Annotated in this window: 23 protein-coding genes; 9 read left to right on the forward strand and 14 right to left on the reverse strand. The window is 68.5% G+C overall.

Going from position 1 to position 25513, the window contains the following annotated elements:
* Window positions 1-12 precede the first annotated feature (12 nt).
* Window positions 13-990, reverse strand: a complete 978-nt coding sequence (locus tag QH168_RS14970; RefSeq protein WP_280235256.1) for a GlxA family transcriptional regulator — start codon at window positions 988-990, stop codon at window positions 13-15.
* A gap of 337 nt (window positions 991-1327) precedes the next feature.
* On the opposite strand from QH168_RS14970, the gene QH168_RS14975 reads away from it, so the two are divergent.
* Together QH168_RS14975 and QH168_RS14980 are read left to right on the forward strand one after the other, a co-directional pair.
* Complete coding sequence (locus tag QH168_RS14975; protein WP_280235257.1) at window positions 1328-2176, forward strand: metalloregulator ArsR/SmtB family transcription factor; 849 nt, start codon at window positions 1328-1330, stop codon at window positions 2174-2176.
* Window positions 2173-2772, forward strand: a complete 600-nt coding sequence (locus tag QH168_RS14980) for a dihydrofolate reductase family protein (RefSeq protein WP_280235258.1) — start codon at window positions 2173-2175, stop codon at window positions 2770-2772. The genes QH168_RS14975 and QH168_RS14980 overlap by 4 nt, the downstream gene beginning before the upstream one ends.
* Window positions 2773-2851: 79 nt before the next feature.
* Here the strand turns inward: QH168_RS14980 and QH168_RS14985 are convergent, their stop codons facing one another.
* The 6 genes from QH168_RS14985 to QH168_RS15010 form a co-directional block, all read right to left on the reverse strand.
* Window positions 2852-3883: a hypothetical protein gene (locus tag QH168_RS14985; protein ID WP_280235259.1), complete on the reverse strand. Its 1032-nt coding sequence runs from the start codon at window positions 3881-3883 to the stop codon at window positions 2852-2854.
* Between the two features lie 40 nt (window positions 3884-3923).
* Window positions 3924-4421 carry a hypothetical protein gene (locus QH168_RS14990; protein ID WP_280235260.1) on the reverse strand — a complete coding sequence of 166 codons (498 nt, stop codon included), beginning with the start codon at window positions 4419-4421 and terminating at the stop codon, window positions 3924-3926.
* 136 nt (window positions 4422-4557) lie between these two features.
* A complete protein-coding gene (locus QH168_RS14995; protein ID WP_280235261.1) occupies window positions 4558-5328 on the reverse strand; it encodes an alpha/beta hydrolase in 771 nt (256 codons plus the stop codon).
* Between the two features lie 152 nt (window positions 5329-5480).
* Window positions 5481-7982, reverse strand: coding sequence for a phenylalanine--tRNA ligase subunit beta (pheT, locus tag QH168_RS15000; protein ID WP_280235262.1), 2502 nt, complete (start codon window positions 7980-7982; stop codon window positions 5481-5483).
* A gap of 30 nt (window positions 7983-8012) precedes the next feature.
* A complete protein-coding gene (gene pheS, locus QH168_RS15005) occupies window positions 8013-9074 on the reverse strand; it encodes a phenylalanine--tRNA ligase subunit alpha (RefSeq protein WP_280235263.1) in 1062 nt (353 codons plus the stop codon).
* A 304-nt stretch (window positions 9075-9378) separates the two neighbouring features.
* Window positions 9379-10809, reverse strand: a complete 1431-nt coding sequence (locus tag QH168_RS15010) for an MFS transporter (RefSeq protein ID WP_280235264.1) — start codon at window positions 10807-10809, stop codon at window positions 9379-9381.
* Between the two features lie 135 nt (window positions 10810-10944).
* Here QH168_RS15010 and QH168_RS15015 point away from each other — a divergent pair, with 135 nt between their 5' ends.
* The gene (locus QH168_RS15015; protein WP_280235265.1) at window positions 10945-11484 is read left to right on the forward strand and encodes a TetR/AcrR family transcriptional regulator; all 540 of its coding nucleotides are present in this window, start codon (window positions 10945-10947) and stop codon (window positions 11482-11484) included.
* Window positions 11485-11592: 108 nt separating this feature from the next.
* Here the strand turns inward: QH168_RS15015 and QH168_RS15020 are convergent, their stop codons facing one another.
* The 4 genes from QH168_RS15020 to infC form a co-directional block, all read right to left on the reverse strand.
* Complete coding sequence (locus tag QH168_RS15020; protein ID WP_280235266.1) at window positions 11593-12390, reverse strand: TrmH family RNA methyltransferase; 798 nt, start codon at window positions 12388-12390, stop codon at window positions 11593-11595.
* 40 nt (window positions 12391-12430) lie between these two features.
* Complete coding sequence (gene rplT, locus QH168_RS15025) at window positions 12431-12811, reverse strand: 50S ribosomal protein L20 (RefSeq protein ID WP_011208447.1); 381 nt, start codon at window positions 12809-12811, stop codon at window positions 12431-12433.
* A gap of 99 nt (window positions 12812-12910) precedes the next feature.
* Window positions 12911-13105, reverse strand: coding sequence for a 50S ribosomal protein L35 (gene rpmI, locus QH168_RS15030; protein ID WP_163825742.1), 195 nt, complete (start codon window positions 13103-13105; stop codon window positions 12911-12913).
* A 62-nt stretch (window positions 13106-13167) separates the two neighbouring features.
* A complete protein-coding gene (gene infC / locus QH168_RS15035) occupies window positions 13168-13842 on the reverse strand; it encodes a translation initiation factor IF-3 (protein ID WP_280235300.1) in 675 nt (224 codons plus the stop codon).
* Window positions 13843-14216: 374 nt separating this feature from the next.
* Between infC and QH168_RS15040 the strand changes: the two genes are divergently transcribed.
* Genes QH168_RS15040 through QH168_RS15050 form a run of 3 tightly spaced genes read left to right on the forward strand, consistent with a single transcriptional unit; the run spans window position 14217 to window position 15868 of the window.
* Entirely contained in the window at window positions 14217-14729 is a 513-nt protein-coding gene (locus QH168_RS15040; RefSeq protein WP_280235267.1) for a DinB family protein, read from the forward strand.
* Window positions 14730-14762: 33 nt separating this feature from the next.
* Window positions 14763-15104: a DUF1844 domain-containing protein gene (locus QH168_RS15045; protein WP_280235268.1), complete on the forward strand. Its 342-nt coding sequence runs from the start codon at window positions 14763-14765 to the stop codon at window positions 15102-15104.
* Between the two features lie 56 nt (window positions 15105-15160).
* Window positions 15161-15868: an alpha/beta fold hydrolase gene (locus tag QH168_RS15050; RefSeq protein WP_280235269.1), complete on the forward strand. Its 708-nt coding sequence runs from the start codon at window positions 15161-15163 to the stop codon at window positions 15866-15868.
* A 254-nt stretch (window positions 15869-16122) separates the two neighbouring features.
* On the opposite strand, the gene uvrA is transcribed toward QH168_RS15050, so the two are convergent.
* Entirely contained in the window at window positions 16123-19056 is a 2934-nt protein-coding gene (gene uvrA, locus QH168_RS15055; RefSeq protein WP_280235270.1) for an excinuclease ABC subunit UvrA, read from the reverse strand.
* A gap of 198 nt (window positions 19057-19254) precedes the next feature.
* On the opposite strand from uvrA, the gene QH168_RS15060 reads away from it, so the two are divergent.
* The gene (locus QH168_RS15060) at window positions 19255-19887 is read left to right on the forward strand and encodes a response regulator transcription factor (RefSeq protein ID WP_280235271.1); all 633 of its coding nucleotides are present in this window, start codon (window positions 19255-19257) and stop codon (window positions 19885-19887) included.
* 7 nt (window positions 19888-19894) lie between these two features.
* Here the strand turns inward: QH168_RS15060 and QH168_RS15065 are convergent, their stop codons facing one another.
* On the reverse strand, window positions 19895-20650 hold the full coding sequence (locus tag QH168_RS15065) for a sigma 54 modulation/S30EA ribosomal C-terminal domain-containing protein (RefSeq protein ID WP_280235272.1): 756 nt from the start codon (window positions 20648-20650) through the stop codon (window positions 19895-19897).
* Between the two features lie 164 nt (window positions 20651-20814).
* Between QH168_RS15065 and QH168_RS15070 the strand changes: the two genes are divergently transcribed.
* Complete coding sequence (locus tag QH168_RS15070) at window positions 20815-22635, forward strand: sensor histidine kinase (RefSeq protein ID WP_280235273.1); 1821 nt, start codon at window positions 20815-20817, stop codon at window positions 22633-22635.
* A 144-nt stretch (window positions 22636-22779) separates the two neighbouring features.
* Here QH168_RS15070 and QH168_RS15075 read toward each other — a convergent pair whose 3' ends face one another.
* Complete coding sequence (locus QH168_RS15075; protein WP_280235274.1) at window positions 22780-23946, reverse strand: beta-ketoacyl synthase N-terminal-like domain-containing protein; 1167 nt, start codon at window positions 23944-23946, stop codon at window positions 22780-22782.
* Between the two features lie 181 nt (window positions 23947-24127).
* Here QH168_RS15075 and QH168_RS15080 point away from each other — a divergent pair, with 181 nt between their 5' ends.
* Window positions 24128-25459: a diguanylate cyclase domain-containing protein gene (locus QH168_RS15080; RefSeq protein WP_280235275.1), complete on the forward strand. Its 1332-nt coding sequence runs from the start codon at window positions 24128-24130 to the stop codon at window positions 25457-25459.
* The last annotated feature ends 54 nt before the right edge of the window (window positions 25460-25513 follow it).

The raw sequence follows: 25513 nt of genomic DNA on the forward strand, positions 1-25513 counted from the left end.
TTCGGAGGGTGCTCACTCTCGTGTCGAGGCCGCGAATCTGCCGCGGTACCGGCGCGGTGAGATCCCGAGCTCCTGGGTGAACGCGGCGCGGAAGGTGACCGGGGAGCCGAATCCGACCTCGAACGCGATCCGCTCCACCGGAAGTTCGGTCGTTTCGAGCAACTCTCGCGCCGCCGCGAGTCGTTCGCTGGCCACCCACCGCATCGGTGTGGTCCCGATATCGCGTTCGAACCGGCGGGCCAGCGTGCGCGGCGAAACTCTGGCCGCCCGGCCGAGTTCGGCGAGGGTGATCGGTCGACGTAGCTGTTCACGCAGCCAGGAGCGGAGTTCGTCGAGCCAGGTGGCGCCCTCGTCGAGCGGTTCGGTGTGCACGTACTGCGCTTGGTCACCATCGCGGTGCGCGGCGACGACGAGGTTGCGGGCGATGGTGTTCGCCGCTCGCTCGCCGTGATCGCGCCGGATCAGATGCAGGCACAGGTCGAGTCCGGCCGCCGAACCGGCGCTGGTGAATATGCCGTCGTCCTCCACGTAGATGGCGCGCGCGTCCACCTCGACGGCCGGGTACATCCGTTGGAGCACCGACGCGTGCCGCCAGTGCGTGGTGGCGCGGCGGCCGTCGAGCAATCCGGCTTCGGCGAGCGCGAAGGCGCCGGTGCACAGGGCTGCTATCCGGGCACCGCGCGCAGCGGCCCGGCGCAGCTCCCGCACCAGCGGCGCACCGACCGAACGGCCCGGCGGCACGGCCGGAACCAGCACGGTGTCGCCGGTCGACAGCGCGCGCAGTGGCCGCTGTGGATGCAGGCGGGCACCGGTGTGGGTGCGGACGCCGCGCATATCTCCGCACAGCGTCACCTCGTAGAGCGGCGGTGCGCCCGGATCCCAGTCGTAGCCGAGCGCTTCCAGTGGCATACCGATTTCGAACAGGGTCATTCCGTCGACCAGCGGTACCGCGATGGTGCGCTGCTGTAGCGAATCGGCGTGGTCGTCCATGGTGGCAAAATCCCATCGGTTTATGTCGATTCTGCCACTCCCGTGCGTGGCCGTCGACTGCGATCGTTGAGCCATGTCCACCACCGCATCGCAGCCGAACTCCACCAGAATCCGCCGGGTCGGTCTCTGCCTCGTGACCTTGGTCCGCCAGATCGCCGGGGGCGTGGACGCGTCCTCGCGTATCCGGCACGGCCTGCCGGTTCCACCCGGCCATGCCGCCCGCGACAGCCGGACGCACTCGCCCCGGTGAGAGTGCCGGGGTTCGCACCCTTCATGCTCCACAGCGCTACAAAGTATTCCTTGACAGGAATATTCCTCTTAGTGAATACTTCAAGCCATGGATCAGATCGCCTCCGCACTCGGAGATGCCGCGCGATGGCGCATCGTCGAGTTGCTCGCCGAGCGCCCGCGGTCGGTGGGTGAGCTGGCCGAGCTGACCGGCTTGCGGCAGCCGCAGACCACCAAACACCTCAAGACCCTCGCCCGCGCCGAACTCGTCACAGTCTTCCCGCTCGGACAGCGCCGGGTCTACGCCCTGGAGACGGGGCCACTGTCCGCTCTCGAGCAGCGACTACGGGAGCTGGTCGCCGCCGCCGGAGCCCATACCGACGAGCGTGCGGTGATCGCGCGCTACCGCACGGCCATCGAATCCGAAGCCGCGCTCGCACAACAGGATCGGTGGGCCGATGGGCGCACCTTCACCTTCGAGCGCACGCTCGCCGCATCTCGCGATGCGGTCTGGCGGCACTGGACCGACGCATCCCTGCTCGCCTCCTGGTGGGCGCCGGAGCCGATGCAGGTCACCGAGTGCGCGATCGAGCCGAAGCCGCGCGGTCGCGTGGTGCTCGACTACCGCGACGCCGAGGGACACCGGTACCGCTCCGAGGGCCTGGTGCACACCGCGACGGAGCCACAGCGGCTGACCTTCGACCTGTCGGTACTGGACTCGGCCGGAACAGTCGCGTTCACCGGCCATTACGACCTCGCGCTCGAACCGGATCCCGAGGGCACCCGACTGCGGCTCGGGTTGCGCATCAGCCACACCACCGTCGACGCCGTCGCCTATATCGCCGGAATCGAATCCGGCTGGGCCACAGTGCTCGACAACCTCGCCGACATCGTCGGCGCCGCCGCCCACCCCACCGACCCCGTACCCGACGACAACAAGAAGGAAGCACGACAATGACCAACCCGACCGGACGCAAGGTCACCGCCAATATCGCCCTCACCCTCGACGGCCGCTACAACGGCCCCGGCGGGCCGAGCGACGCCGACGCCATCGTCGGCTACGCGACCACCGAGGTCGCGCGCAACCACCTCACCCAGATCTGGGAGAACGCGACGACGGCGGTACTCGGCCGCAACAGCGCCGAAGGCTTCCTGAGCTACTGGCCGACGGTCGCCGCCGACGACAACGCCGACCCACGCGACCGCGGATACGCGAAGTGGTTGGTCGACACCGACAAGGTGGTGCTGTCGTCCACGCTGACCGACGCGCCGTGGGAACGCGCGCGTCTGGTGAACGCACCGGCCGCCGATGTCATCACCGAACTGAAGGCCACCGGCACGGGCGATATCCTCGTCAACACCAGCCCGACCGTGATCAAAGCGCTGCTCGCGGCCGATCTGCTCGACCGGCTGTATCTCCTGATCACCCCCGAGATCGCCGGTGACGGGCAGCGGTTGTTCGAGGACGGTCTGCCGGGTTCCCGGTGGACGCTCACCGACCAGGAGGTCGGCGAACGGGGTGAGATCGCGCTGGTCTACGACCGTGCCCGGTGAGACAACGGTGACCGTCGCGTAGCGGTCAGGACGAGTCCGCACGACATCCTCGGCCGCAGGACACAGCCGATCGCGCGAATCAGTTCCCCACGCCGCCCAGGATCGCCAGCACCTCATCCGACAGATAGAACGGTTCCAGCCGCTCCCGAATCACACCGGCCAGCACGCCGTTCTTCTTGGCCGATTCGGTCACGGCCGGGCCGTACCGGAGGATTTCGGTGGTGATGTCCTCGGCGGTGAGGCCGAGTTCGGGGAGCATGGCGCCGAGGGTGTAATCGCCGTATTTGGTGAAGAAGACCTGGACGCATTCGTCGACGAGCAGGCCGAAGTACTCCTTCTCGCGGGTGGTGATGGCGATCTCGTAGCAGATGAGCACCAGTTCGCGCAGGTCCTGCTGGGTGAGATAGTCGCGGAGGCCGCTGACGGGCTCATCGGCGTGCAGATCCCAGAATTCCATCGCGGCGCCGTGCACGGGGGCGTCGCGCAGCATCTCGCGGATGGCGTTGTTGGTACGGCGCAGCGCGAACAACGCGCCCTTGCCCGCCATATCGCCGATGAAGGTGTTGTCGGCGGCGACCTTCTTGGCGCGGCTGGCCGCGGACTGGCCCAGCGACATCAACGAGGACACACCGGGGATCTTTTCCGCGCGTTCGCGATTGGCCTGCATGAAATCGTTGATCAGCTTGTCGACGAACTTCGAAGCGACCGTGGCGACCAACGGGCTCTCGGTGAGCCGGTCCAGGATGCGTTCCTGGGCCTGATGCATGGCGAAGATCTTCTCCAGCAACGCCTCCACCGGCTCACGCTCGACGACCTGGCCGAGGGTGTACTCGTGATTGGCGGCGATGTTGTCGTAGATGGCGTCGGCGAAGACGCCGACCATATCGGCGATGACCGGGCTGCCGCCGATCAGGTCGATGACCGTGGCCACGGTCTGCTCGGCCTGTTCGATCGACACCACATCACGAAAGACGATGGTGTCGGCGACCTCGAGCACCGCCGCCACATCACGGGCGACGACCTCGGTGAATCGGTCGCCGCTCACCTCGGCGAGCAGGAACTCCACCTGCGCGTCGAGCAGCCGTCCGGCGATCTCGCGCGGCTCGGTCATCTGGTCCACCCATCGTCGTCCGGCACCGGACCACGGAGGGTTACTCGTCGTCGTTGTCGCGCAACGATTTCCGTATCCGGTCCAGGCGCTCGCGCGCGGCCTCTTCCCGCGCCTGCCACTGTTCGTCGGCGCTGCGCCCCGCCGGGGTCTGTCGATCGAGTTCGCCCATCCCCTGTGCGGTGCCGTAGCGCTGCTCGACTTTATCCCGAACTGACTCGAAAGTAGGTACACCGCCCGCGGAATATCCACCCGTCTCCGGTAGAGCCGCCGAACCCGGTACCGGCGGTACCGACGATATGGCTCCGACCTGGCCCGATGGTGCGACGATCGGCGCCGAGTCATACCCAGCACCGGACTCGGTGACAGGAGACACATCGGGCTGCGGATGCACATGACCGGTTTCGGCGGGCATGTCCGCGGCCGCTTCGTGCACGGGGGCGAGCGCTGCCCGGCCCGCGGTCGCGGTGCGGATCACCGCGAGCAGCTCCGCGTCCGGCAGTTGGGCAAGGCGCTCGGAGATCTCGGTGAACTCGCTCATACCGCCAGGCTACGCAGTCGAGGGCGCACATACGGGCGTCCGGTCGATCGCCGAACCGAGCACGTCGGCTATCGGCAGGGTGGGTGGCCGCGCCGGGATCGACAGTGTGCCGAACCGCCATCGCTGCGAACGCCGTTCAGCTCGGGCACACCTGGTGGGCCCATCCGCGCACGGTGTCGATCCACAACCCACCCGCCAGCGCGATGATGTCGTTGTGGCCAGCGCCCGGATAGACGACCAGCTTCTTGGGGTCCGGCGCCGCCGCGTAGAGACGGTGGGCATGCTCCAACGGCAGTAGTTCATCCTGGTCACCGTGCATGAGCAGCAGCGGTGCGCGCAGCTGCGGGATGCGCCGCAGGCTCGGATAGGCGTCCGGAACGAGCGGGGCGGGCAGGAACGGATACACCGACCGCGCGGCCTCGCGCATACCGGTGAACGTCGACATGAGGATCAGCCCGGCGGGCGGATGCGCGAGGGCCAGTTCGAGCATGACCGCGCCGCCCAGCGATTTGCCCAGGTACAGCACCCGTTCGGGGTCGACGCCCGGCTGGTCGAGCAATATCGTGCGCGCGGCACGCACATCGAGCGCGGTGCCGCGTTCGCTCGGGCGTCCGGTGCTGCGGCCGTATCCGCGGTAGTCGAAGGCCAGCACATCGAATCCCGCCTCGGCCAGCAGCGCGAAGATCGGCACCCGATCTCCGATATTGCCGCCGTTACCGTGCGCGAACAGCACGTGCCCGATCGAGCGCGGCGCCCGCACCCACCAGCCGTGCAGGGTCTCACCGTCGGCGGTCGGGATGGACAACTCCGCGTAGTCGAGCCCGAGCCGCGCGGGTGTCTGCTCGATGCGTCGCGATTGCGGCTGGAAAGCGAGCACGTTGAACACGGCTGTCGCAGGGTGTCGCATGCACTAATTCCTACCGCATCCGGCACCGAACCCGACTCGGCGCCATCAAAGGCATGCCGCGTGGTCCGCGATCAGCGATCCTCGGCAGACCGCAAGCCTGCCGAGGATCGGGACTTCCCGCCTTCGGCACGACGGGCTGTCCGATTGCTGATCTATCCGCGCAGCACCGCGCCGACCGCTTCGGTGGCCGCGGCGACGGCCGCGTCACGGGCGGCGCTGGCCTCGTCCTCGGTGAGCGTCCGGTCGGGTGCGCGGAACCGCAGGGCGTAGGTGAGCGATTTGCGACCCGCACCGGCCTGCGCGCCCTCGTACACGTCGAACAGCGCGATGTCCTCGAGCAGCTCACCGCCGCCCGCACGCAGCGCCGACTCCACTCGCGCCGCGGCAACAGACTTCTCGACGCTGATCGAAACGTCCTGCAATACCGCGGGGAACGGCGAGACCTGCGGCACCGGCCGGTCCTCACGCAACGGCAGCGCGTCCAGGCTCAGCTCGACCGCGCAGGTGCGCGGCGGCAGCCCGGACCGTTCCAGCACCGCCGGATGCAGTTCACCGGCATGGCCGACCACCACACCCTCGACCACCAGTTCGGCGCAGCGACCCGGATGCCACGGCAGATAGGCGGCCGCTCGGCGTTCGATGGTCACACCGGCCGCGGCGGCGACGGCATCGGCCACGGCGAACGCGTCGGCGGCCTCGACCGCGCGACCCGCACCCCACGGCCCGCGCGGTTCACGGCGGCCGCTCAGCACGGCGGCGACGTGGACCGGCTGTTCGGGCAGCGAGGCCAGCAGTTCGGCCACCTCGTCGTCGGTGGGGCGCCGGTCGACGGGCAGCGGGTCGACCGCGCGGGTGTCCGGCCCCGGCAGCACGACCTGCGCGATGCCGTAGATGGCCAGATCCTTCGCGCCACGCGAGATATTGCGCGCGGCCACCTCCAGCAGCCCCGGCAGCAGCGTGGTCGCCAGCTCGGGCCGCTCGACATCGAGCGGGTTGAGGACCCTGGTGGTGGTGCGGCGCGGATCGTCGACGTCCAGACCCCAGGTATCGAAGACGCCGGCGGGCAGAAACACCGGCGGCGGCACCTCGGCACAACCCGCGTAGGCCAGGGCTCGGCTCACCGCGCGGCGACGCCGCTGGGTAGGGGTGAGGCCGCGTCCGGCGGGTGCGGCGGGCAGGATCGACGGGATCTGCTCGAGCCCCTCCAGCCGCAGCACCTCCTCCACCAGGTCGGCGGGCTGGGTGAGGTCGGGCCGCCAGCTCGGCGGGGTGACCACGAGCTGTCCGTGACCGGTCTCGGGGACGTCGACCTCGACGGTGCAGCCGATCTGCGCCAGCCTGCGCGCGGAGGTGCCGGTCGGGTAGGTCACACCGGCCACCCGGTCGGCCAGGTCGATGTCCATGTGGATCGGCTCGGTCGGCGGCAGCGGCACCCGCACGTCGGTGAGCGCGGATTCGATGGTGCCACCGGCGATTTCGGCGAGCAGCGTGGCGGCACGGTCGAGAGCGGCGACGTTGATCTCCGGATCGACGACCCGCTCGTACCGTTTACTCGCCTCCGACACCAGTTTGTGCCTGCGCGCGGTCCGGTAGACCAGCAGCGGATTCCAGGTGGCGGCCTCGAGCACGATATCGGTGCTCTCGGCGGAGACCTCGGTGCTTGCCCCACCCATCACACCGGCCAGCGAGATGACGCCGGAATCGTCGGCGATCACCACATCCTCGGCGTCGAGGACGCGTTCGGTGTCATCGAGGGTGCGCAGCGTCTCCCCCGCGTTCGCCGGACGCACCACCAGGCCGCCGCTCAGCGCGGCGGCGTCGAAGGCGTGCAGCGGCTGACCGAGTTCGAGCATCACATAGTTGGTGACGTCGACCGCGGGCGAGATCGGCCGCACACCCGACAGCAGCAGTCTGCGCTGCAACCACCACGGGCTCACGGCATTCGGATCGATACCGGTCACCCGGCGCACCGCGAAACGGGTGCACTGCGAGGCGGGCTCGAGCCGCACCGGCCAGGCATCGGCCTCGTCGTCGGGCAGGGTGCGCACCGCGGGATCGGCGTATTCCAGGTCGAAGCCGCAGGCCAGTTCACGCGCCAGACCGCGCACCGAGAAGCAGTAGCCGCGGTCGGGGGTGATATTGAGTTCGATGACGGTGTCGTCGAGGCCGAGCAGTTCGTTGGCGTCGGCGCCGGGCTCGGCGGTGCCCGGCTCGAGCACCAGGATGCCGGAATGATCTTTGCCGATCCCGAGTTCGGCGACCGAACAGATCATGCCGTGGGAGACGTGACCGTAGGTCTTGCGTGCGGCGATCGCGAAACCACCGGGCAGCACACCACCGGGCAGGACGACGACCACCAGGTCGCCGACCGCGAAGTTGCGTGCACCGCAGACGATTTCCTGCGGTTCGGGATTGCCGACGTCGACCTTGCAGAAGCGGATCGGCTTCTTGAATTCGGTCAGCTCGGTGATCTCCAGTACGCGGCCGACCACCAGCGGCTTGTCGATGTCACCGCCGACCCGCTCCAGCGTGTCGACCTCCTCGACCTCGAGCCCGACCCGGACGAATCCGGCATCGAGTTCCTCGGGCGTCACCGACCACTCAGGGGCGGTGCGCGCGATGATATCGGTCAGCCAGGACTGCGCTACTCGCACTTGACGTTTCGCTCTCTCGATCGAAGGTGGTCAGGACCGGATACCGAAGGGCAGCGTGAACCGCACATCGCCCTCGACGATGTCGCGCATATCCGGAATGCCGTTGCGGAACTGGAGGGTTCGCTCCAGGCCCATGCCGAACGCGAAACCGCTGTACACCTCGGGGTCGATACCGCTGGCAATGAGCACCTTGGGGTTGACCATGCCGCAGCCGCCCCATTCGACCCAGCCGGCGCCGCCCTTCTTGTCCGGGAACCACACGTCGACCTCGGCGGAGGGTTCGGTGAAGGGGAAGTAGTTGGGGCGCATACGGGTTCGCGTCTGCGGCCCGAACAGTGCGCGCGCGAACGCGTCGAGTGTGCCGCGCAGATGCGCCATGGTCAGGCCCTTGTCCACTGCCAGGCCCTCGACCTGGGAGAACACCGGGGTGTGGGTGGCGTCGAGTTCATCGGTGCGGAAGGTGCGGCCCGGACAGACGACGTAGATCGGCAGTTCGCGTTCCAGCATCGAGCGCACCTGCACCGGCGAGGTGTGGGTGCGCAGCACCTGACGCGAACCCTCGGGCGCGATATGGAAGGTGTCCTGCATGGTGCGCGCCGGATGGTCGGGCAGGAAGTTGAGCGCGTCGAAGTTGAAGTGCTCGGTCTCCACCTCGGGGCCCTCGGCGACCTCCCAGCCCATCGCGACGAACACATCGGCGACCTGCTCGGAGATGACGGTGATCGGATGCCGTGCGCCGACCGGCCGGCGACCGGCGGGCAGGGTCACATCGATGCTCTCGGCCACCAGCACCGCGGCATCGCGTTCGGCCAGCAGCGCCGCCCGCCGCGACTCGAAGGCCTCCGACACGCGGGTACGCGCCACATTGACCCGCTTACCGGCGTCGGCCTTCTCGGCCTTCGGCAACGTCCCGAGGCCACGCTGGGCCAGCGCGATCGGCGATTTACCGCCGATGTGCTCGGTCTTGGCGACCGCGAGCGCATCCAGATCGGCGGCGGCCGCGAACGCCTTCTCGGCCGCCGCCGCGGCCGCGGCCAATGCCTCCTCGGTCAGCGAGGCGTTCTGCTCGACTGCGCTCTTGTCGTCGCCCACGATCGTTCGTCTCTCCCCTGGGGATCGGTTCTCCGGGTGCGGACCATTCCTTACCCACATTGCTGCTGGTCGAATCGTATGCGATGCGCCTCGGCCGATTCATCCGGATTACCCTGTTCCCGCCGCGTGTCCTGTGCTAGCGCAGCTCGACCGCTGGTCGACGTGCCCGATGCGCGCGTACGGGAAACCGGGCCGACGCTCCGTGGTCTCGACATCGGGCTCATCTCGACATCCACGAACGAGACGCGGACATCCGCTGGCCCGGTGGCCGTCGTCGACCACCGGGCCAGCGCGCACCTGCGGATCAGGCGGCACCCACCGGCACGATCCGCCGCGGCAGGCACAGCGAGACCAGCGCACCGACCGCAACGACGGCGGCGCCGACCCAGACGGCGGGGACCACACCGTCGACGAAGGTCTGCGGACTCGTGTACGAGCCGTGGGCGGCGAATACCGAGGCGAGCACCGCGATCCCCATGGCCACGCCCACCTCGCGCACGGTGTTGTTGGTGCCGGAGGCCATGGCATGGTCGGCCGGGGCGGTACTGGCCATCACGACCGTCGCCGACGGCGCGAAGGTGAGTCCCATACCGATGCCCGCGAGGACGAACGGCAGTACGTAGGAGCTGTAGCCGACATCGACGGTGGTGATCGCCGCCATCCAGGCCAGCGCCGCGGCGAGCAATGCCTGACCGGTCGCCAGCAGGGTCCGGGCGCCCACGCGATCGACGACCAGACCCGCGAGCGGGGCCACCACCATCGGCACCAGCGTCCACGGCATCGTCCGCACACCCGCTTCGAAGGGGCTGTAGCCCTGCACCACCTGGAAGAACTGGGCCAGCAGGAAGATCGCGCCGAATACGCCGACCGCGAAGGTGAAGGCGAGGACGTTGACCGCGCTGAACGCACGGGAACCGAACAGCCGCAGTGGCAGCATCGGTGCCGGTGTGCGCAGTTCCCAGGCGACGAACGCGGCGAGCAGCGCACCGCCGCCGATCAGCGCGATCAGCACACCGCCCGAGGTCCAGCCGTCCTCACCACCGTGGATGACACCCCACACCACCGCGAGCACACCTCCGGCGCAGGCCAGCAGTCCGAGCGGATCGAGGCGTCGGCCGTCACCGTAGGACTCGGCGAGGACCCGTGCCGCGAACGGCAGCGCGACCAGACCGATGGGGACATTGATCCAGAAGATCCACTGCCAACTCAACCCGTCCACGACCGCGCCGCCGATCAGCGGGCCCAACGCGACACCGAGGCCGGATATACCGCCCCAGATGCCGATGGCGGCGCTGCGCATCCGTTCGGGTACCGCCGCCGAGAGCAGCGTCAGCGACAACGGCATCACCGCAGCCGCACCGAATCCCTGCACGGCCCGCGCGGCGATCAACATCCACGGTTCGCTCGCCAGCGCACAGGCGGCCGACGCCACCGTGAACACCACGATGCCCACCAGGAAGATCCGCCGCCGCCCGAGCCGGTCGCCGATGGCCGACGCCGTGAGCAGCAAGGAGGCGAACGCGAGGGTGTAGGCGTTGACGAACCATTGCAGATCGGCCAGCGACGCGCCCAGTTCGGTACGGATCACCGGAAGAGCGCTGGTGACCACCAGATTGTCCAGGGTCACCATGAACATCGGGATGCCGACCGCGGCGAGGACCGCGGCCAGTGGCACCGCCTTCGGCCGCACCGGATCGGGCGCCGCGTGCACCGTCGGTTCGAGAATCTCGGTCATAATCCAACCCTTTGTTGTAATTGACTGATAACAACTGTCGATAGAGTATGCATCGGCTGATAACATGTCAATGGACGGTGCGGGATATCTCGGCAAACGGAACGGAGCGCAATGGCGAGCTCGGCAAGAACGCGGATGACGGCCTCCGAGCGCGGAGAGCAGGTGCTACGGGCGGCAGTCACCGCATTCGCCGAATCCGGTTACGCGGCGACGAAAACCGATGAGATCGCCCGGCTGGCCGGGGTATCGCAGCCCTATGTGATCCGATTGTTCGGCAGCAAGCAGCAGCTGTTCCTCGCTGCGCTGAACCAGGTGTGCGACCGCATCGAAGCTGTGTTCCGCTCCGCCGCGGCCACCGATTCCGACGATCCGCTACGGGCCCTCGGTCAGGAGTACGAGGTCTTCCTCGCCGAACGGGAGCTGCTGCTGGTGCTGTTGCACGGTTTCGCGGCGGGTTCGGATCCGGTGATCGGCGATCGGGTCCGCGACCGCTACGGGCGCATCTACGACCTCGTCGGCGAACTCACCGGCGCCTCGGTGACCGACGTCCGTCGTTTCCTGTCCACCGGCATGCTGTTGACGGTGATGGCGGCGATGAAGGTGGTCGGACCCGACGCGGTCCCGGCCCCGTGGGCGGCGGCGGTCGTCGCGGATCTGGACGACCACGGCATGTGACGCCTCGCGCCGAGGCGGCCGCGGGTCGGTGCGCCGGTTCGCGTGGACCGGCCGCACCCGCGCCGATCGACGTCTCGCACTGGGGCACCGTCCTGATGACGCCGTATGTCAAGCGCGGTAACGCACGCGAGAGTTGGCGTAGAGACAGATCGAGGCGGCTGTCGCGAGGTTGAGGCTTTCGGCGCGGCCGCGGATGGGGATGCGCACACGGTGGTGGGCACGGGCGGCGACGGCCCGGCCGAGGCCGTGGGCCTCATTGCCGAAGAGCCAGGCGACGGGTCGGGTGAACAGCTCGTCGGCATCGTCGAGGTCCACCTCGCCGTCAGCCGCCGTGGCCAGCACGGTGATGCCCGCGGCGGCGATCTCGTCCAGGGTGGCGGCGATATCGCGGCCACGAGCGATCGGCACATGGAACAGGCTGCCCGCGGCGGCGCGTACACATTTGCCGTTGTGCGGGTCGACCGAATCCCCGGCCAGGACCACCCCGTCGCCGCCGACCGCGTCGACGACGCGGATGAGGGTTCCGGCATTGCCCGGGTCGGCCATTTCGACCGGAACGGCGAGGATGCGTGGGGCTGCGGCCAGGATCGCGGCCGGTGCGATATCGAGCAGATCGCAGACCGCGACCAGACCGGGCGGGGTGACCGTCTCCCCCAACGCCTGCGCCGCCCGATCGCTCACCAGGGTGGTGCGCACCCCCTGCGCGGCGGCTCCGGCCACGAGTTCGTGCTCACGGGTCGCACCCGCAGCCGAATAGAACAGCTCGCGCACACGTCCGGTGTCCAGAGCCGCGGCCACCGAATTGGCGCCTTCGGCCAGGAACTGCCCGGTTTTGCGGCGCTGCGCCGCGCGATGCAGCTTGATAGCGGAAACGACCCGCGGATTGCGCTCGTTGAGCGCGTCCACGGGTCGTTCCGAAAGATGTCCGCGAGTCACGGCACCCGGCTCAGGCGGCCGGTGCGTTGACGTCCTGCGGCAGCGCGGCCTTGGCGATCGCGACGAGACCGGCAAAGGCTTCGGCGTCGGAGACGGCGAGCTCGGCGAGGTTCTTGCGGTCGACCTCGACACCGGCGGCCTTCAGGCCCTGGATGAAGCGGTTGTAGGTGATGTCGTTGAGGCGCGCCGCGGCGTTGATGCGGGCGATCCACAGCTTACGGAAATCGCCCTTGCGCGCCCGGCGGTCCCGGTAGGCGTAGGTGAGCGAGTGCAGCTGCTGTTCCTTGGCCTTGCGGTACAGCCGCGAGCGCTGGCCGCGGTAGCCCTTGGAGGCCTCGAGGATGGAACGGCGCTTCTTCTGAGCGTTGACGGCCCTTTTGACGCGTGCCACTGGTCAGTCCTGTTCGATCGGGGGGCGCGCGCGGCGCCCGAGTGGGTCAGGTTGTCGGCGTCCGTATGCGGAGCGCGAGCGTGCCTGCTGCGGCGGGTATCAGATACCGAGCAGCTTCTTCACGCGACGGACGTCGGCGGGCGCGACGACCTCGGTGCCGTCCAGACGACGAGTGCGGCGGGTGGGCTTGTGCTCGAGCAAGTGACGACGGTTCGCCTGCTGACGCAGCAGCTTGCCCTTGCCGGACACCTTGAATCGCTTCGAGGCGCCGCTGTGGCTCTTCATCTTCGGCATGGATTCCTCAATCTGTCTCGTGCCCGCGGTCGCGCGATGGACCGCCGACGTTCTGATCGGTGTTACTGCGGGGCCTGCTCGGCCTGCTCCGCTTGTGCCGGTGCGCTCGGCTGTGCCGGTGCACTCGGCTGTGGCCGTGCGGGGGCGGCCGAGTCCTGCTGCGCCTTGGCGCGCGTCTTCGCGCCCTTGTGCGGCGCGAGGACCATGGTCATGTTCCGGCCGTCCTGCTTGGCCGAGGTCTCGACGAAACCCAACTCCGCGACGTCGGAGGCCAGTCGCTGCAACAACCGGAAACCGAGTTCGGGCCTGGACTGTTCGCGACCCCGGAACATGATCGTCACCTTGACCTTGGACCCGGCCTCGAGGAAGCGAACCACGTTGCGCTTCTTGGTCTCGTAGTCGTGGTCGTCGATCTTGGGCCGGAGCTTCTGCTCCTTGATGACGGTCTGGACCTGGTTCTTACGGGACTCGCGCGCTTTCTGCGCGGTCTCGTATTTGAACTTGCCGTAGTCCATGATCTTGCAGACCGGCGGTCTGGCATCCGGGGCCACCTCGACCAGGTCGAGGTCGGCTTCGAGAGCGACGCGTAGTGCATCTTCAACACGCACGATCCCAACCTGTTCTCCGCCGGGTCCGATGAGTCGGACTTCGGGAACACGGATGCGATCGTTGATGCGGGTCTCAGTGCTGATGGGGCCTCCTAGGTCAAGCGGTGTCGTCGGACGACCGCGTGCAATAACTGCAACCCCTTGTTCAACACAAAGGCCCCGTCGCGGTATTTCACCGCTCCAGGGCCCGAGGTCGACCGATCACCGCAGGTCGTGAGACCTGCGACCGCGCAGTCGATCGACTCGATGCGCGAACCCACCTCGAAAGGCGGGCGACCGGACCGTTGTACCGGACGAAACTCGTCGGCAACGGTGGGAGTCGGGCTCCACTTATCTGCCCCGGCATGTTGTTCGTGCACCACTTCCAGCACATGAACCACCCAGGGCGGTCGTCGCAGAACAGCGTAGCAGCTACGCCGCCCCGAACCGAATCGGGTCGACGAGCCCGCCCACGAGCACGAAAACCGATTGCTCGCGTGCGGGCGCAATGCCATCGTCCACCGGTGCCCGATTCTCATCGCGACCTACTGACCTGGCAATTCGAGCTGACCTGGGCTCTTGCCGACTATCACCTCGATGCCCTGATCGAGGACGACTTCCTCGCCGAACCCGGCCCGCTGTGCTGGACGGTGCGACCGGACGCCGACGGTATCTGGCGACCCGATTTCGCCGATGTCGAGCCCGATCCGGTCCCCGTGCCGACCATCGCGTGGCTGACCTGGCATATCGACTGGTGGTGGAGTACCGCGACGGATCAGCTGACCGGCCGCGACCCGCGCTCGCGCGAGAACGTGCACTGGCCGGGGACGGGCGCGGCCGCCGTGGACCGGATCCGGCAGCTGCGCGGCGAATGGCTGACCGCGTTTGCCGACGCCGACCCTGCCGCACCGGTCGCGTACCCGTGGCCCGCGGAGGCCGGGCTGACGGTCGCCCACCTGGCGGCGTGGGTGAATGCCGAGCTGATGAAGAACATCACCGAGATCGGCCAGCTACGACTGATCCTGGCGGCGGGGTGAGGGCACCGCCGCGCGGGTTCTAGCCTGAGGGGCATGACTGAACAGCCCGACAGCTCTGTGCGTGAACTGGCCGATATCCCCGCGGTGGAGGTGATCAGCCGGGCCGCGGTGATGTTGATGAGTTCGGCGGCGGAGAAGCTGGGGCTGGCCGATGAGGACCCGGAGACCAGCACCAGGCGTGATCTGGACGAGGCGCGGCGGGTCATCACCGCGCTGGCGGGCCTGGTGACGGCCTCGGTGGAGTATCTCGGCCCGCATGCCGGACCGATCCGCGAGGGCTTGCAGTCGTTGCAGAAGGCGTTCCGGGAATCGTCGGCGCATCCGGACGAGCCGGGCAAGGGTCCAGGCGAGAAATACACCGGACCCGTGTACTGAGTCGTCACCCGGTCGCCAGCACCGGAAATCCCGCGGAGACGTGCCATGCTCTCGGGATGGCACGGATACTTCTGGTTCCCGGATTCTGGTTGGGTGCGTGGGCGTGGGACGAGGTCGCCGACGAGCTGCGCCGACATGGCGACGATGTGCTGGCGATGACGCTGCCCGGGCTCGACCCGGACGACGACGACCGCCTCGACGCGACCTTGGAGCGGCAGGCGCAGGCCATCGTCGATACGGTCGCGCCCGACGAGAGCATGGTGCTCGTCGCCCATTCCGGTGGCGGCGCGGCCGCCTACCTCGCCACCGACCTGGCGCCCGAGCGGTTCGCCCGCGTCATCTATGTCGACAGCGCCCCGCTGCCCAATGGTTTCGTGCTCAACTCCGAACTCGATCTCACCGCCCGCGAGTACCCGTTGCCCGCATGGTCGGAGCTGGAGGGCGAGGGCAACAGCCTGGCCGGGCTCGACCAGGCCGCGCTGGACAACTTCCGCGCCCGCGCGGTATCCGAACCGACCGCGGTGGCCGCTGCCCCGCTGCGGCTCAGCGAGGAGCCCGCGGGGCGGCGCATCCCGACGACGGTGATCTGCAACACCTTCACCGCCGAGGTGGTCAGGAAGCTGCGCGACGAGGGCGAGATCCCGATGTTCGCCGAGTTGTCGCGCCTGGACGCCGACTACGTCGATCTGCCGACCGGCCACTGGCCCATGTGGTCCAAACCGCTCGAACTCGCCGAGCTGATCCACACGATCGCCGAGGGCTGACAGCCTTCCGCGATCGCCGGGGCTCAACGGCGACGCAAGTAACCCCATGGCAGTGCCCGCACGCCCCGCGGTCCCGGCGTGACGGCCGATATCCGCGCCGAACACGTCGAGACGAGATCGGACCAGCCGTTGATCACCGTGGTGGTGTCGGGATAGCCGGGACCGACGAAGAACGGGACGGCTCCGCAGCGAGACCGTAAGAGATGACGGTCCTCGCTGCGGAGCCGGTGTCAACGCCCGCTGCTGCCAGCCGGTCAGCCGACGGCGGCGGCCTTCTTGGCGACCCGTTTGGTCGCGCGTTTCGGTTTCGCCTTCGCCGGGGCGGAGGAGGCGGGCTTGTCGAGCGCCTCGCGCAGGAAGTGACCGGTATAGCTGTCGGCCACCGCGGCGACCTCCTCCGGGGTGCCCTGGGCGACGACGGTACCGCCGCCGGAACCGCCTTCCGGGCCCATATCGATCACCCAGTCCGAGGTCTTGATGACATCGAGGTTGTGTTCGATGACGATCACCGTGTTGCCCTTGTCGACCAGTCCGTTGATGACGACGAGCAGTTTGCGGATGTCCTCGAAATGCAGGCCGGTGGTCGGTTCGTCGAGGATGTAGACCGTCCGCCCGGTGGATCGTTTCTGGAGTTCGGCGGCCAGCTTCACCCGCTGGGCCTCACCACCGGACAGGGTGGGCGCGCTCTGCCCGAGCCGCACATACCCCAAGCCGACGTCGACGAGGGTCTTGAGATAACGGTGGATCGAGGTGACCGGCTCGAAGAATTCGGCGGCCTCCTCGATCGGCATATCGAGCACCTCGGCGATGGTCTTGCCCTTGTAGTGCACCTCGAGGGTTTCCCGGTTGTAGCGCGCGCCATGGCACACCTCGCACGGGACGTACACGTCGGGCAGGAAGTTCATCTCGATCTTGAGGGTGCCGTCGCCGGAGCAGGCCTCGCAGCGGCCGCCCTTGACGTTGAACGAGAACCGGCCCGGCTGGTAGCCGCGCACCTTCGCCTCGGTGGTCGCGGCGAACAGGGTGCGGATCTTGTCGAACACACCGGTGTAGGTGGCCGGATTGGAGCGCGGGGTGCGCCCGATCGGTGACTGGTCCACCTGCACCAGTTTGTCCAGATGGTCGAGCCCGTTGACCCTGGTGTGCCTGCCGGGCACCTGCCGCGCACCGTTGAGCCGGTTGGCCAGCACCGTCGCCAGGATGTCGTTGACCAGGGTGGATTTACCCGATCCCGAAACGCCGGTGACGGCGGTGAGCACACCGAGCGGGAACGCGACGTCGATGCCCTTCAGATTGTGCTCGGTCGCGCCGACCACGGTGACCTGACGCTTCTTGCTGACCGGACGCCGCACCATCGGCACCTCGATCTGCTCACGACCCGACAGGTACGCACCGGTCAGCGAGTTCGGGTCGGTGAGCAGCTCCTGATACGGACCGCTGTGCACCACCCGGCCGCCGTGTTCACCGGCCAGCGGGCCGATATCGACCACCCAGTCCGAGGCGCGGATGGTGTCCTCGTCGTGTTCGACCACGATCAGGGTGTTGCCGAGCTTCTTGAGCCTGGTCAGGGTCTCGATGAGCCTGCGGTTGTCGCGCTGATGCAGACCGATGGACGGTTCGTCGAGCACGTACAGCACGCCCACCAGCCCGGACCCGATCTGGGTCGCCAGCCGGATACGTTGCGCCTCACCACCGGACAGGGTGGCCGCGGCCCGCGACAGCGTCAGATATTCCAGGCCGACATCGAGCAGGAAGCCGAGCCGCGCCTGCACCTCCTTGAGCACCTGACCGGCGATGGCGGCCTCGCGGTCGCCGAGGGTGAGGCTGTTGAGGAAGGCCGAGCAATCGCCGATGGACAGATCACACACCTCCGCGATGGATCGGCGTTCACCGGCGGCGGCGATGGTGACCGCGAGGATTTCCGGCCGCAGCCGGGCGCCGTTGCAGACCGGGCACGGCACATCGCGCATGTACCCGTCGTAATGCTCCTTCATCTGCTCGGACTCGGTGTTCTCCATCCGCCGCTGCAAGAACGGCATCACGCCCTCGAAATCGGCGTAATAGGAGCGTTTGCGCCCGTACCGGTTGGTGTAGGACACGTGCACCTGATCGGAGCTGCCCTCCAGCACCGCCTTACGCGCCTTCACCGGCAGCTGCCGCCACGGTGTGTCCATGGAGAAACCGATGGCCTCGGCCAGACCCGACAGCAGCCGGGTGAAGTACTCGGCGGTCTGCCCGCGCGACCACGGCGCGATGGCGCCCTCGGCCAGACTCAGATCCGGGTCCGGCACCACGAGTTCGGGATCGACCTCCTTGCGGATGCCGAGACCGACACAGTCCGGGCACGCGCCGTAGGGCGAGTTGAACGAGAACGAGCGGGGCTCGAGATCCTCGATATCGAGCGGATGACCGTTCGGGCAGGCGAGCCGTTCGGAGAAGCGGCGTTCCCGGTCGTGGGCGTGTTCGTCGCGGTCGACGAAATCCAGCACGACGATGCCGTCGGCCAGGCGCAACGCCGTCTCGATGGAATCGGTGAGCCGCTGTTTGGAACCGGGTTTGACGGCCAAGCGGTCGACGACCACTTCGACGTCGTGCTTCTCCTGCTTCTTCAGCTTCGGCGGATCGGTGAGCGGATACACCACGCCGTCGACCCGTACGCGGGCGTAGCCCTGGGTGTTGAGCTGGTCGAACAGGTCGACGAATTCGCCCTTGCGGGTGCGCACCACCGGGGCGAGCACCTGGAACTTGATCCCCGGCTCCATGGCGAGCACCTGGTCGACGATCTGCTGCGGGGTCTGCTTGGCGATGAGTTCACCGCAGACCGGGCAGTGCGGGGTTCCCGCGCGGGCGTAGAGCAGACGCAGATAGTCGTAGACCTCGGTGATGGTGCCGACGGTGGAGCGGGGATTGCGGTTGGTCGATTTCTGGTCGATCGACACCGCGGGCGAGAGGCCCTCGATGAAGTCGACGTCGGGCTTGTCCATCTGCCCGAGGAACTGACGCGCGTACGCCGACAGCGACTCCACATAGCGCCGCTGACCTTCGGCGAAGATGGTGTCGAACGCCAGGCTGGACTTGCCCGAACCGGACAGTCCGGTGAACACGATCAGGCTGTCGCGGGGCAGATCGAGATCGACCCCTTTGAGGTTGTGCTCCCGAGCTCCGCGCACGGTGAGGCGTTCCGCCACCAGGTCGGTCCCTTCTCTTCGATATCCCGCGTTTCCGGGTTCCGGCATGCCGATATGTCCCCGGCGGCCATGCTAGGCCGGACCACCGACAAGTTTTCCCGGGCGCGGGCCGCCACCCGCCAGATGACTTTCGGCCATCCCCCACGGCCGTTGAGCGAGCTACCTTGACCAGGGTAGACAAACGAACAGGAGTCGGCTGTGCTCGAGGTGTTCCTGGTCGACGATCACGAGATCGTCCGCCGCGGTCTGATCGACCTGCTCGAGAGCGATCCGGACCTCACCGTCGTCGGCCAGGCCGGTGACGTCGCGAGCGCCATGACCGGTATCCGGGCACTGCGCCCGCGAGTCGCGGTGCTGGACGTGCGGTTACCCGACGGGAACGGCATCGAGCTGTGCCGCGATCTGCTCGCCGAGTTCGACGAGCTGCGCTGTCTGATCCTCACCTCCTACACCGACGATCAGGCCATGCTCGATGCGATCCTCGCCGGTGCGAGCGGTTATGTGGTGAAGAACATCAAAGGGATGGAGCTGGCCGACGCCGTGAAGGATGTCGGTGCGGGCCGTTCGCTGCTCGACACCAAGGCCGCGGCCGTCCTGCGGGCCCGGCTGCGCCGCAGCACCGAGGCCGACGGCCCGCTGGCCGGTCTCACCGAACAGGAACACAAGTTGCTGACGCTGCTCGGCGAGGGCCTGACCAACCGCCAGATCGCCGCGCGCATGTTCCTCGCCGAGAAGACGGTGAAGAACTATGTCTCCCGCCTGCTCGCCAAGCTCGGGGTGGAGCGGCGCACCCAGGCCGCGGTGCTGGCCACCAAGCTCGGCGAGCGGTGAACGCGGGCTAGCGGACCGGACGCACCACGGCGAGATCGCCGTCGTAGCGGCGATAGAGCAGATGGCCGCGTCCGGTGGTGGCATCGGTGAAGAACAGGAACGGCAGCCCGCGCCAGCACAACCGGGTGGCGGCGTCGCCCTCGTCGAGGATCGGCGCGGGCGCCGGATCGACGGTCAGCGCCATCGGCGACGGTGCGGAATCGGTGGGCTCGGTGGTGCGCTGGCGGATCATGTGCACGCCGTCCGGGTCGATCCAGTGCACCACCGCCTCCTCACCGGTCTCGGCGTCGGTGAACAGGTGCACGTCGTAGTCCATCGCGTCGAGCACCTCGATCGCCTGTGCGGGGGTGCCCACCAGCAGACGGTGATCCTTGCGCCGGGTGATCGGCCGCTGTTCGGTGACCCGCGCCAGCGGCGGCCGGGCCGGATCGGGCCAGATCCGCGGCGTCGGGTCGGCGGCGAGGCGGGCGATCTGGCGGTCGAGTCGTTCGGCGGCGAAGGTCACCGCGAAACCGCGTGGGCCGGGGACCTGCACGCGGGTCCGGGTGTCGCGCGAGTGGATATTGGCCTGCACGACCGTGGGTTGATCGGCGTCGTCGGGTGCGGTGACGCGCACGTGCGCGGCCGCGTCGAGATGGTGGCGGCGCAGTACCCGCCCGATGGCCCGCACCGCACGGGTCACGTCGGCGGGTGGTACCGCGCCATGGGTGGTGACCGCGAGGTCGGGCTCGGTCGCGGTGGCCCACAGCTCCAGCGAATTCATAGGAAACCCCTGCTTTCTATTCTCGCCGTGCGGATATGCCACCATCACGCAGAGATCACGAACAGGGCCGAAAGTCCCCGATCCACCCATAGCATTGGCTGAACGCCGCGTCACACCAACCCATTCGGGGCACGGTCGTCGCGCGGATACGACAGGAAAACCAGATGGCCGATATGACCGGAGCCCACCGCCGCGGGCCCGCGGCCGAGCGCGCCGAGCCACCGGAGACACGGCGCGTGTCATCGGTCGCACGCGGTTCGGCGAGCGAACGCAGCAGCCCACCCGCCGTCCGCGGTGCGCTCTACCAGCAGCGACTGCGGGAACTGCTGACCGAGGTCAGCGATCGGGTGCAGGTGTCGTCCGATTCGCGCGGCCGGATGGACGGGCTGATCGAGGCCATGCTCACGGTGACCTCGGGCCTCGATCTCGACGACACCCTGCGCGCCATCGTCCGCACCGCGACCGGCCTGATCGACGCCGGGTACGGCGCGCTCGGGGTGCGCGGCCACGGCGGACAGGTGTTCCAGTTCGTCGCCGAGGGCATCGACGAGCAGACCAGGGCGCGGATCGGCCGCCTACCCGCCGGTCATGGCGTGCTCGGGGCGGTCTTCGCGCAGGCCACGCCGCTGCGGCTCGACGATCTCACCGCGCATCCGGAGTCGGTGAGCTTCCCGGCGCACCATCCACCCATGCGCACCTTCCTCGGCGTTCCGGTGCGGATCCGTGACGAGGTCTTCGGCAGCCTCTACCTGTGCGAGAAGGCCGGGGGCCAGCCGTTCACCGTCGAGGACGAGGTGCTGGTGCAGGCGCTGGCCGCCGCGGCGGGCATTGCCGTCGACAACGCACGGCTCTACGAATCGGCGCGGACCAGGCAGGAATGGATCGAGGCGACTCGCGAGGTGGCGACCGAATTCCTCGCCGTCGGCACGCCGGGACGGGCGTTGGAGCGGGTGGTCGATCATGCGCGCGCCCTCACCGGATCGCAGCTGTGTTTCCTCGCCGCGGCCGGTCCAGGCGATGTCACCGAGCTGCTGATCACGCACTGGTCCGGCCCGGACGCGCGCCGCGCAGGGCATCCGCTCCCGCTGGCGGGCACCGCCGTCGGCGAGGCGTTCGGCAGGCGGACCCCACTGCGGTTCGATGACGCCGGACAGGTCGATCTCGGTATCACGCTGCCCTCCCCCGGCCCCGCGCTGATCCTGCCGTTGTGCACATCGGACGCGACCCACGGCACCCTGGTCACCGTGCGACGCGCGGGCGCCGCACCGTATTCGGACGAGCTGGTCGAACTCACCGCCGCGTTCACCGATCAGGCGGCGTTGGCGATGCAGCTGGCCGATGCGCAGCGGCGGATGCGTGAGGTCGATATTCTCGCCGACCGTGATCGGATCGCTCGCGATCTGCACGATCACGTCATCCAGCGGTTGTTCGCAATCGGGCTCACCTTGCAGGGCGCGGTACCGCGTGCCACCGTCCCGGAGGTGCGCGACCGGCTCGCCCGAGTGATCAACGATCTCCAGGAGGTCGTGCAGGAGATCCGCACCTCCATCTTCGATCTGCACGGCGGCGCCGACAGCGCGCGTTTGCAGCAGCGCATCGAGCACGCCATCCGGCAGCAGACCGCCGACACCACCATCCGCGCCACGGTGCAGTTCTCCGGGCCGCTGTCGGTGCTGGAACCGGAGCTGGCCGATCACGCCGAGGCCGTGGTGCGCGAAGCGGTGAGCAATGCCGTGCGCCATTCCGGCGGCGATACCGTCACCGTCGATATCGGGGTCTCCGACGATCTGACGATCGTGGTCACCGACAACGGCTGGGGCGTACCCCATCACGTCATCCGCAGCGGTCTACGCAACCTCGAGCAGCGCGCGGAGCAGGCCGAGGGCCGTTTCACGATCACCGCCGCCGTTGCCGCGCACGCACGCATCGATGCCGAGGACACGCTGCCCGGAACCCGGCTCTCGTGGACCGCACCGCTCCCCTAGCGCTGGCAATCAACCAGGGACTATCGCCAGGGATGAGCGGTATGGCACGGACGGCGCGGTGGAGATCGGTGCCGTAGCAGTCCGCCGACCGGGACGGGCCTGCCGTCGTCGGCGCGCCACCACGGGGCCGACAGCCAGGGCGTGTCAGTCCGGCGGCGCCAGCACCACCATCGCGTTGTGGCCACCCATCCCCAGCGACAACTTCACCGTGATCCCGCCCGCACTCGGTACCGCCCCGTCCAGCAGTCGTGGATGCGGTGGGGCGACGATCGGGGCGGCGGGCACGAGGCCACGCTCGAAACCGAGTGCTGCGGTCGCGATTTCCACGGCGGCGGCCGCGCCCTGGCAGTGCCCGGTCAGTGGTTTGAGCGCGTAGATCTCGGGTCGATCGTCGAAGACCTCGGCCAGTAGCGCGCGTTCGGCGGTATCGCATTGACGGGTTCCCGTGCCGTGCGCGTTGAAATACCGCACGTCGGCGGCGGATACACCCGCCGCGGCGAGTGCTCTGCGGGCACATTCGACGATCTGTCGATGGCCGGGGTCCACCGACACCACGTGATGGGCATCGTTGGTCATCGCACCGCCGAGCACGGTGGCGTACGGGCGCGCGACCGCACGACTGAGCACGAACCCGACCGACGCCTCCCCCATGCTGAAGCCGCGGCTGCCCTCCTGGAAGGGCCGACACGCCTGCAAGGGTTCGGCATCGGTGACGGCGGCGCCGAGCCGGACGAAATGCTCGACCATATCCGGTGTCGCCGACAGATCCGTCGCGACACACACCACATCGTCGGCGATACCGGCGGCGAGCCACATCTGCGCGGTCAACACCGCGACGTTGCCCGAACTGCACGCCGCCGACACATTCATCGCCGGGCCGTGCAACCCGAACTCCTGCATCACCATCGAGATCGGGGTGGACGGCAGCAGCCGCAGATACTCGCGGGAGCGGCGATGGCCGCCGTCGACGGTGTAGAAGTCGCGCCAGTTGGTCACATCGCCGAGCACGATCGCGTGCACCAGCCCGACGGTGCGCCCCGGCCGCCACCCGCGGGCGCTCGCATCGGCGATGGCCTCGCGCGCCGCCTCGTGCACGGCACGCCCGTACCGGCTGCTACTCACCCGCGGATCGCCACCGGGCGGCACCAGCGACACCCAGGCCGCTTCCTCGCGTCCGACCCCGTATCCGGGCTGTATGCCCGCCGCGGACTTGCCGCTCAGCACTCCGCGCCACAGCGCTTCGCGCCCCCATCCGTACCCGGTGACGGCGCCGACACCGGCTATGGACATATGATGATCAGGTTCCGGCATGGCATCGCTCCTCGGCCCGATCTTCTGGAACCGGTTCTGTCATGATCACCGGATCGAGCCGGGCGACGTACCCGAAACGAGACCGCGGCGATCGCGTCGATCATGTGAACGGCGCACATGTCGCGTCCAGAATAATCCCGTGCTCCAATGACCAGCTGACGGTGGACGATCGGGGGTTCGAGTGGGAGAGGACAGGCTCAGCGCCGCCGAGCAGCTGGCGCAGCGGTACCGGTCTCTGGTCGAACACACGCCGGACGGCATCTGCGTGCACGAACGCGGCACCATCGTCTACGTGAATCCGGCGACGGTGCGCATGCTCGCGGCCTCCGGTCCGGAGGATCTCGTCGGACGTCCCCTCGTGCAGTTCGTGCACCCGGATTCCGTTCCGGGGATGCTCGATCGCATCGCCCGGCTCACCAGGGCGGGGGCGGCATCCCAACCCGCCGAGATGACCCTGACCCGGTTGGACGGCGCTCATGTGCAGGTGGAGACCGTCTCGGTGCTCACCGTCTGGCACGACCAGGCCGCCTATCAGGTCGTCATCCACGATCTCACCGCCCAGCGCGCCGCCGAGGCCGCCCAGCACCGGGCCGAACAGCATTTCACCACCGTGGTGTCCCAGCTGGAGGAGGGCGTGACGGTGATCGACCGGGACGGCCGGATCGAATCGGTCAATCCGGCGGCGCGGCGGATCTTCGGCATCGAGGACACCGGCGATCTGGCCGGGGCCACCATCGCGGACCTGCCGTTGACGCTGCTGGACGCCAATGCCCAGCCGATGCCGACCGCGCGTCATCCGGTGGCCCGCACCCTGGCCACCGGTGAAACCATCACCGGCTACGTCTTCGGCGTCGACCGGCCCGACGGGCAGCGGCGGTGGCTGTCGGGCTCGAGCCGGCTGCTCAATCCCGGCGATCCGGATTCCGCCGCGGTGTCCTCGTTCGCCGATATCACCGAGTTCCGGGCCAGTCGCCGCCACCTCGAATATCAGGCCACCCACGATTCGCTGACCGGGCTGGCCAACCGATCGCTGATCCTGTCCCAGCTGGCCGGTGCGCTCGCGACCAGCGAGGATCTCCCGGTATCGGTGGTCATGTTCATCGATCTGGACGGGTTCAAGGCGATCAACGACACCCTCGGTCACGCCATCGGCGACACCGTCCTGCAAATCGTGGCCCAGCGACTCCAGCGGGCGCTGCGCGCCGAGGACATCGTCGGGCGGCTCGGCGGCGACGAATTCCTCGTGCTGCTGTCCGGCCGCACCCGGCAGGCCGATCTGGACGCCCTGGTGCTGCGGTTGCAGACCACCATGGCCGAACCGATCGTCGCGCGCGGACATCGCATCGAGGTCAATGCCTCGATCGGGGTCACCGCGCTGCGTCCCGGCGACCGCCGCACCCCGGAGGCGGTGTTGCACGACGCGGATGTGGCGATGTATCGCGCCAAGCCCGCCGGTCATCGTGAGGGCACGATCGGCGCGGCCCGCAGACCGAACAACACGCACGCATCCTGAGCGCGGCCGGGCTCCGGGTCTGCCCGGCGGCGCGGGCGCCGAACGCGCAGTAGA

This window comes from Nocardia cyriacigeorgica, from assembly GCF_029868385.1.
In the GTDB taxonomy this organism is placed as follows: Bacteria; Actinomycetota; Actinomycetes; order Mycobacteriales; family Mycobacteriaceae; genus Nocardia; species Nocardia cyriacigeorgica_F.

Bases quoted from the DNA above. Each gene is read 5' to 3' on its own strand.
- QH168_RS15065 (WP_280235272.1), bottom strand. From the start codon at position 20,650: ATGAATTCGCTGGAGCTGTGGGCCACCGCGACCGAGCCCGACCTCGCG.
- QH168_RS14995 (WP_280235261.1), bottom strand. From the start codon at position 5,328: ATGCGACACCCTGCGACAGCCGTGTTCAACGTGCTCGCTTTCCAGCCG.
- QH168_RS14980 (WP_280235258.1), top strand. From the start codon at position 2,173: ATGACCAACCCGACCGGACGCAAGGTCACCGCCAATATCGCCCTCACC.
- QH168_RS15050 (WP_280235269.1), top strand. From the start codon at position 15,161: ATGGCACGGATACTTCTGGTTCCCGGATTCTGGTTGGGTGCGTGGGCG.
- QH168_RS14990 (WP_280235260.1), bottom strand. From the start codon at position 4,421: ATGAGCGAGTTCACCGAGATCTCCGAGCGCCTTGCCCAACTGCCGGAC.
- QH168_RS15070 (WP_280235273.1), top strand. From the start codon at position 20,815: ATGGCCGATATGACCGGAGCCCACCGCCGCGGGCCCGCGGCCGAGCGC.
- rpmI (WP_163825742.1), bottom strand. From the start codon at position 13,105: ATGCCGAAGATGAAGAGCCACAGCGGCGCCTCGAAGCGATTCAAGGTG.
- QH168_RS14985 (WP_280235259.1), bottom strand. From the start codon at position 3,883: ATGACCGAGCCGCGCGAGATCGCCGGACGGCTGCTCGACGCGCAGGTG.
- QH168_RS14970 (WP_280235256.1), bottom strand. From the start codon at position 990: ATGGACGACCACGCCGATTCGCTACAGCAGCGCACCATCGCGGTACCG.
- QH168_RS15010 (WP_280235264.1), bottom strand. From the start codon at position 10,809: ATGACCGAGATTCTCGAACCGACGGTGCACGCGGCGCCCGATCCGGTG.
- QH168_RS14975 (WP_280235257.1), top strand. From the start codon at position 1,328: ATGGATCAGATCGCCTCCGCACTCGGAGATGCCGCGCGATGGCGCATC.
- QH168_RS15045 (WP_280235268.1), top strand. From the start codon at position 14,763: ATGACTGAACAGCCCGACAGCTCTGTGCGTGAACTGGCCGATATCCCC.
- QH168_RS15075 (WP_280235274.1), bottom strand. From the start codon at position 23,946: ATGCCGGAACCTGATCATCATATGTCCATAGCCGGTGTCGGCGCCGTC.
- QH168_RS15015 (WP_280235265.1), top strand. From the start codon at position 10,945: ATGACGGCCTCCGAGCGCGGAGAGCAGGTGCTACGGGCGGCAGTCACC.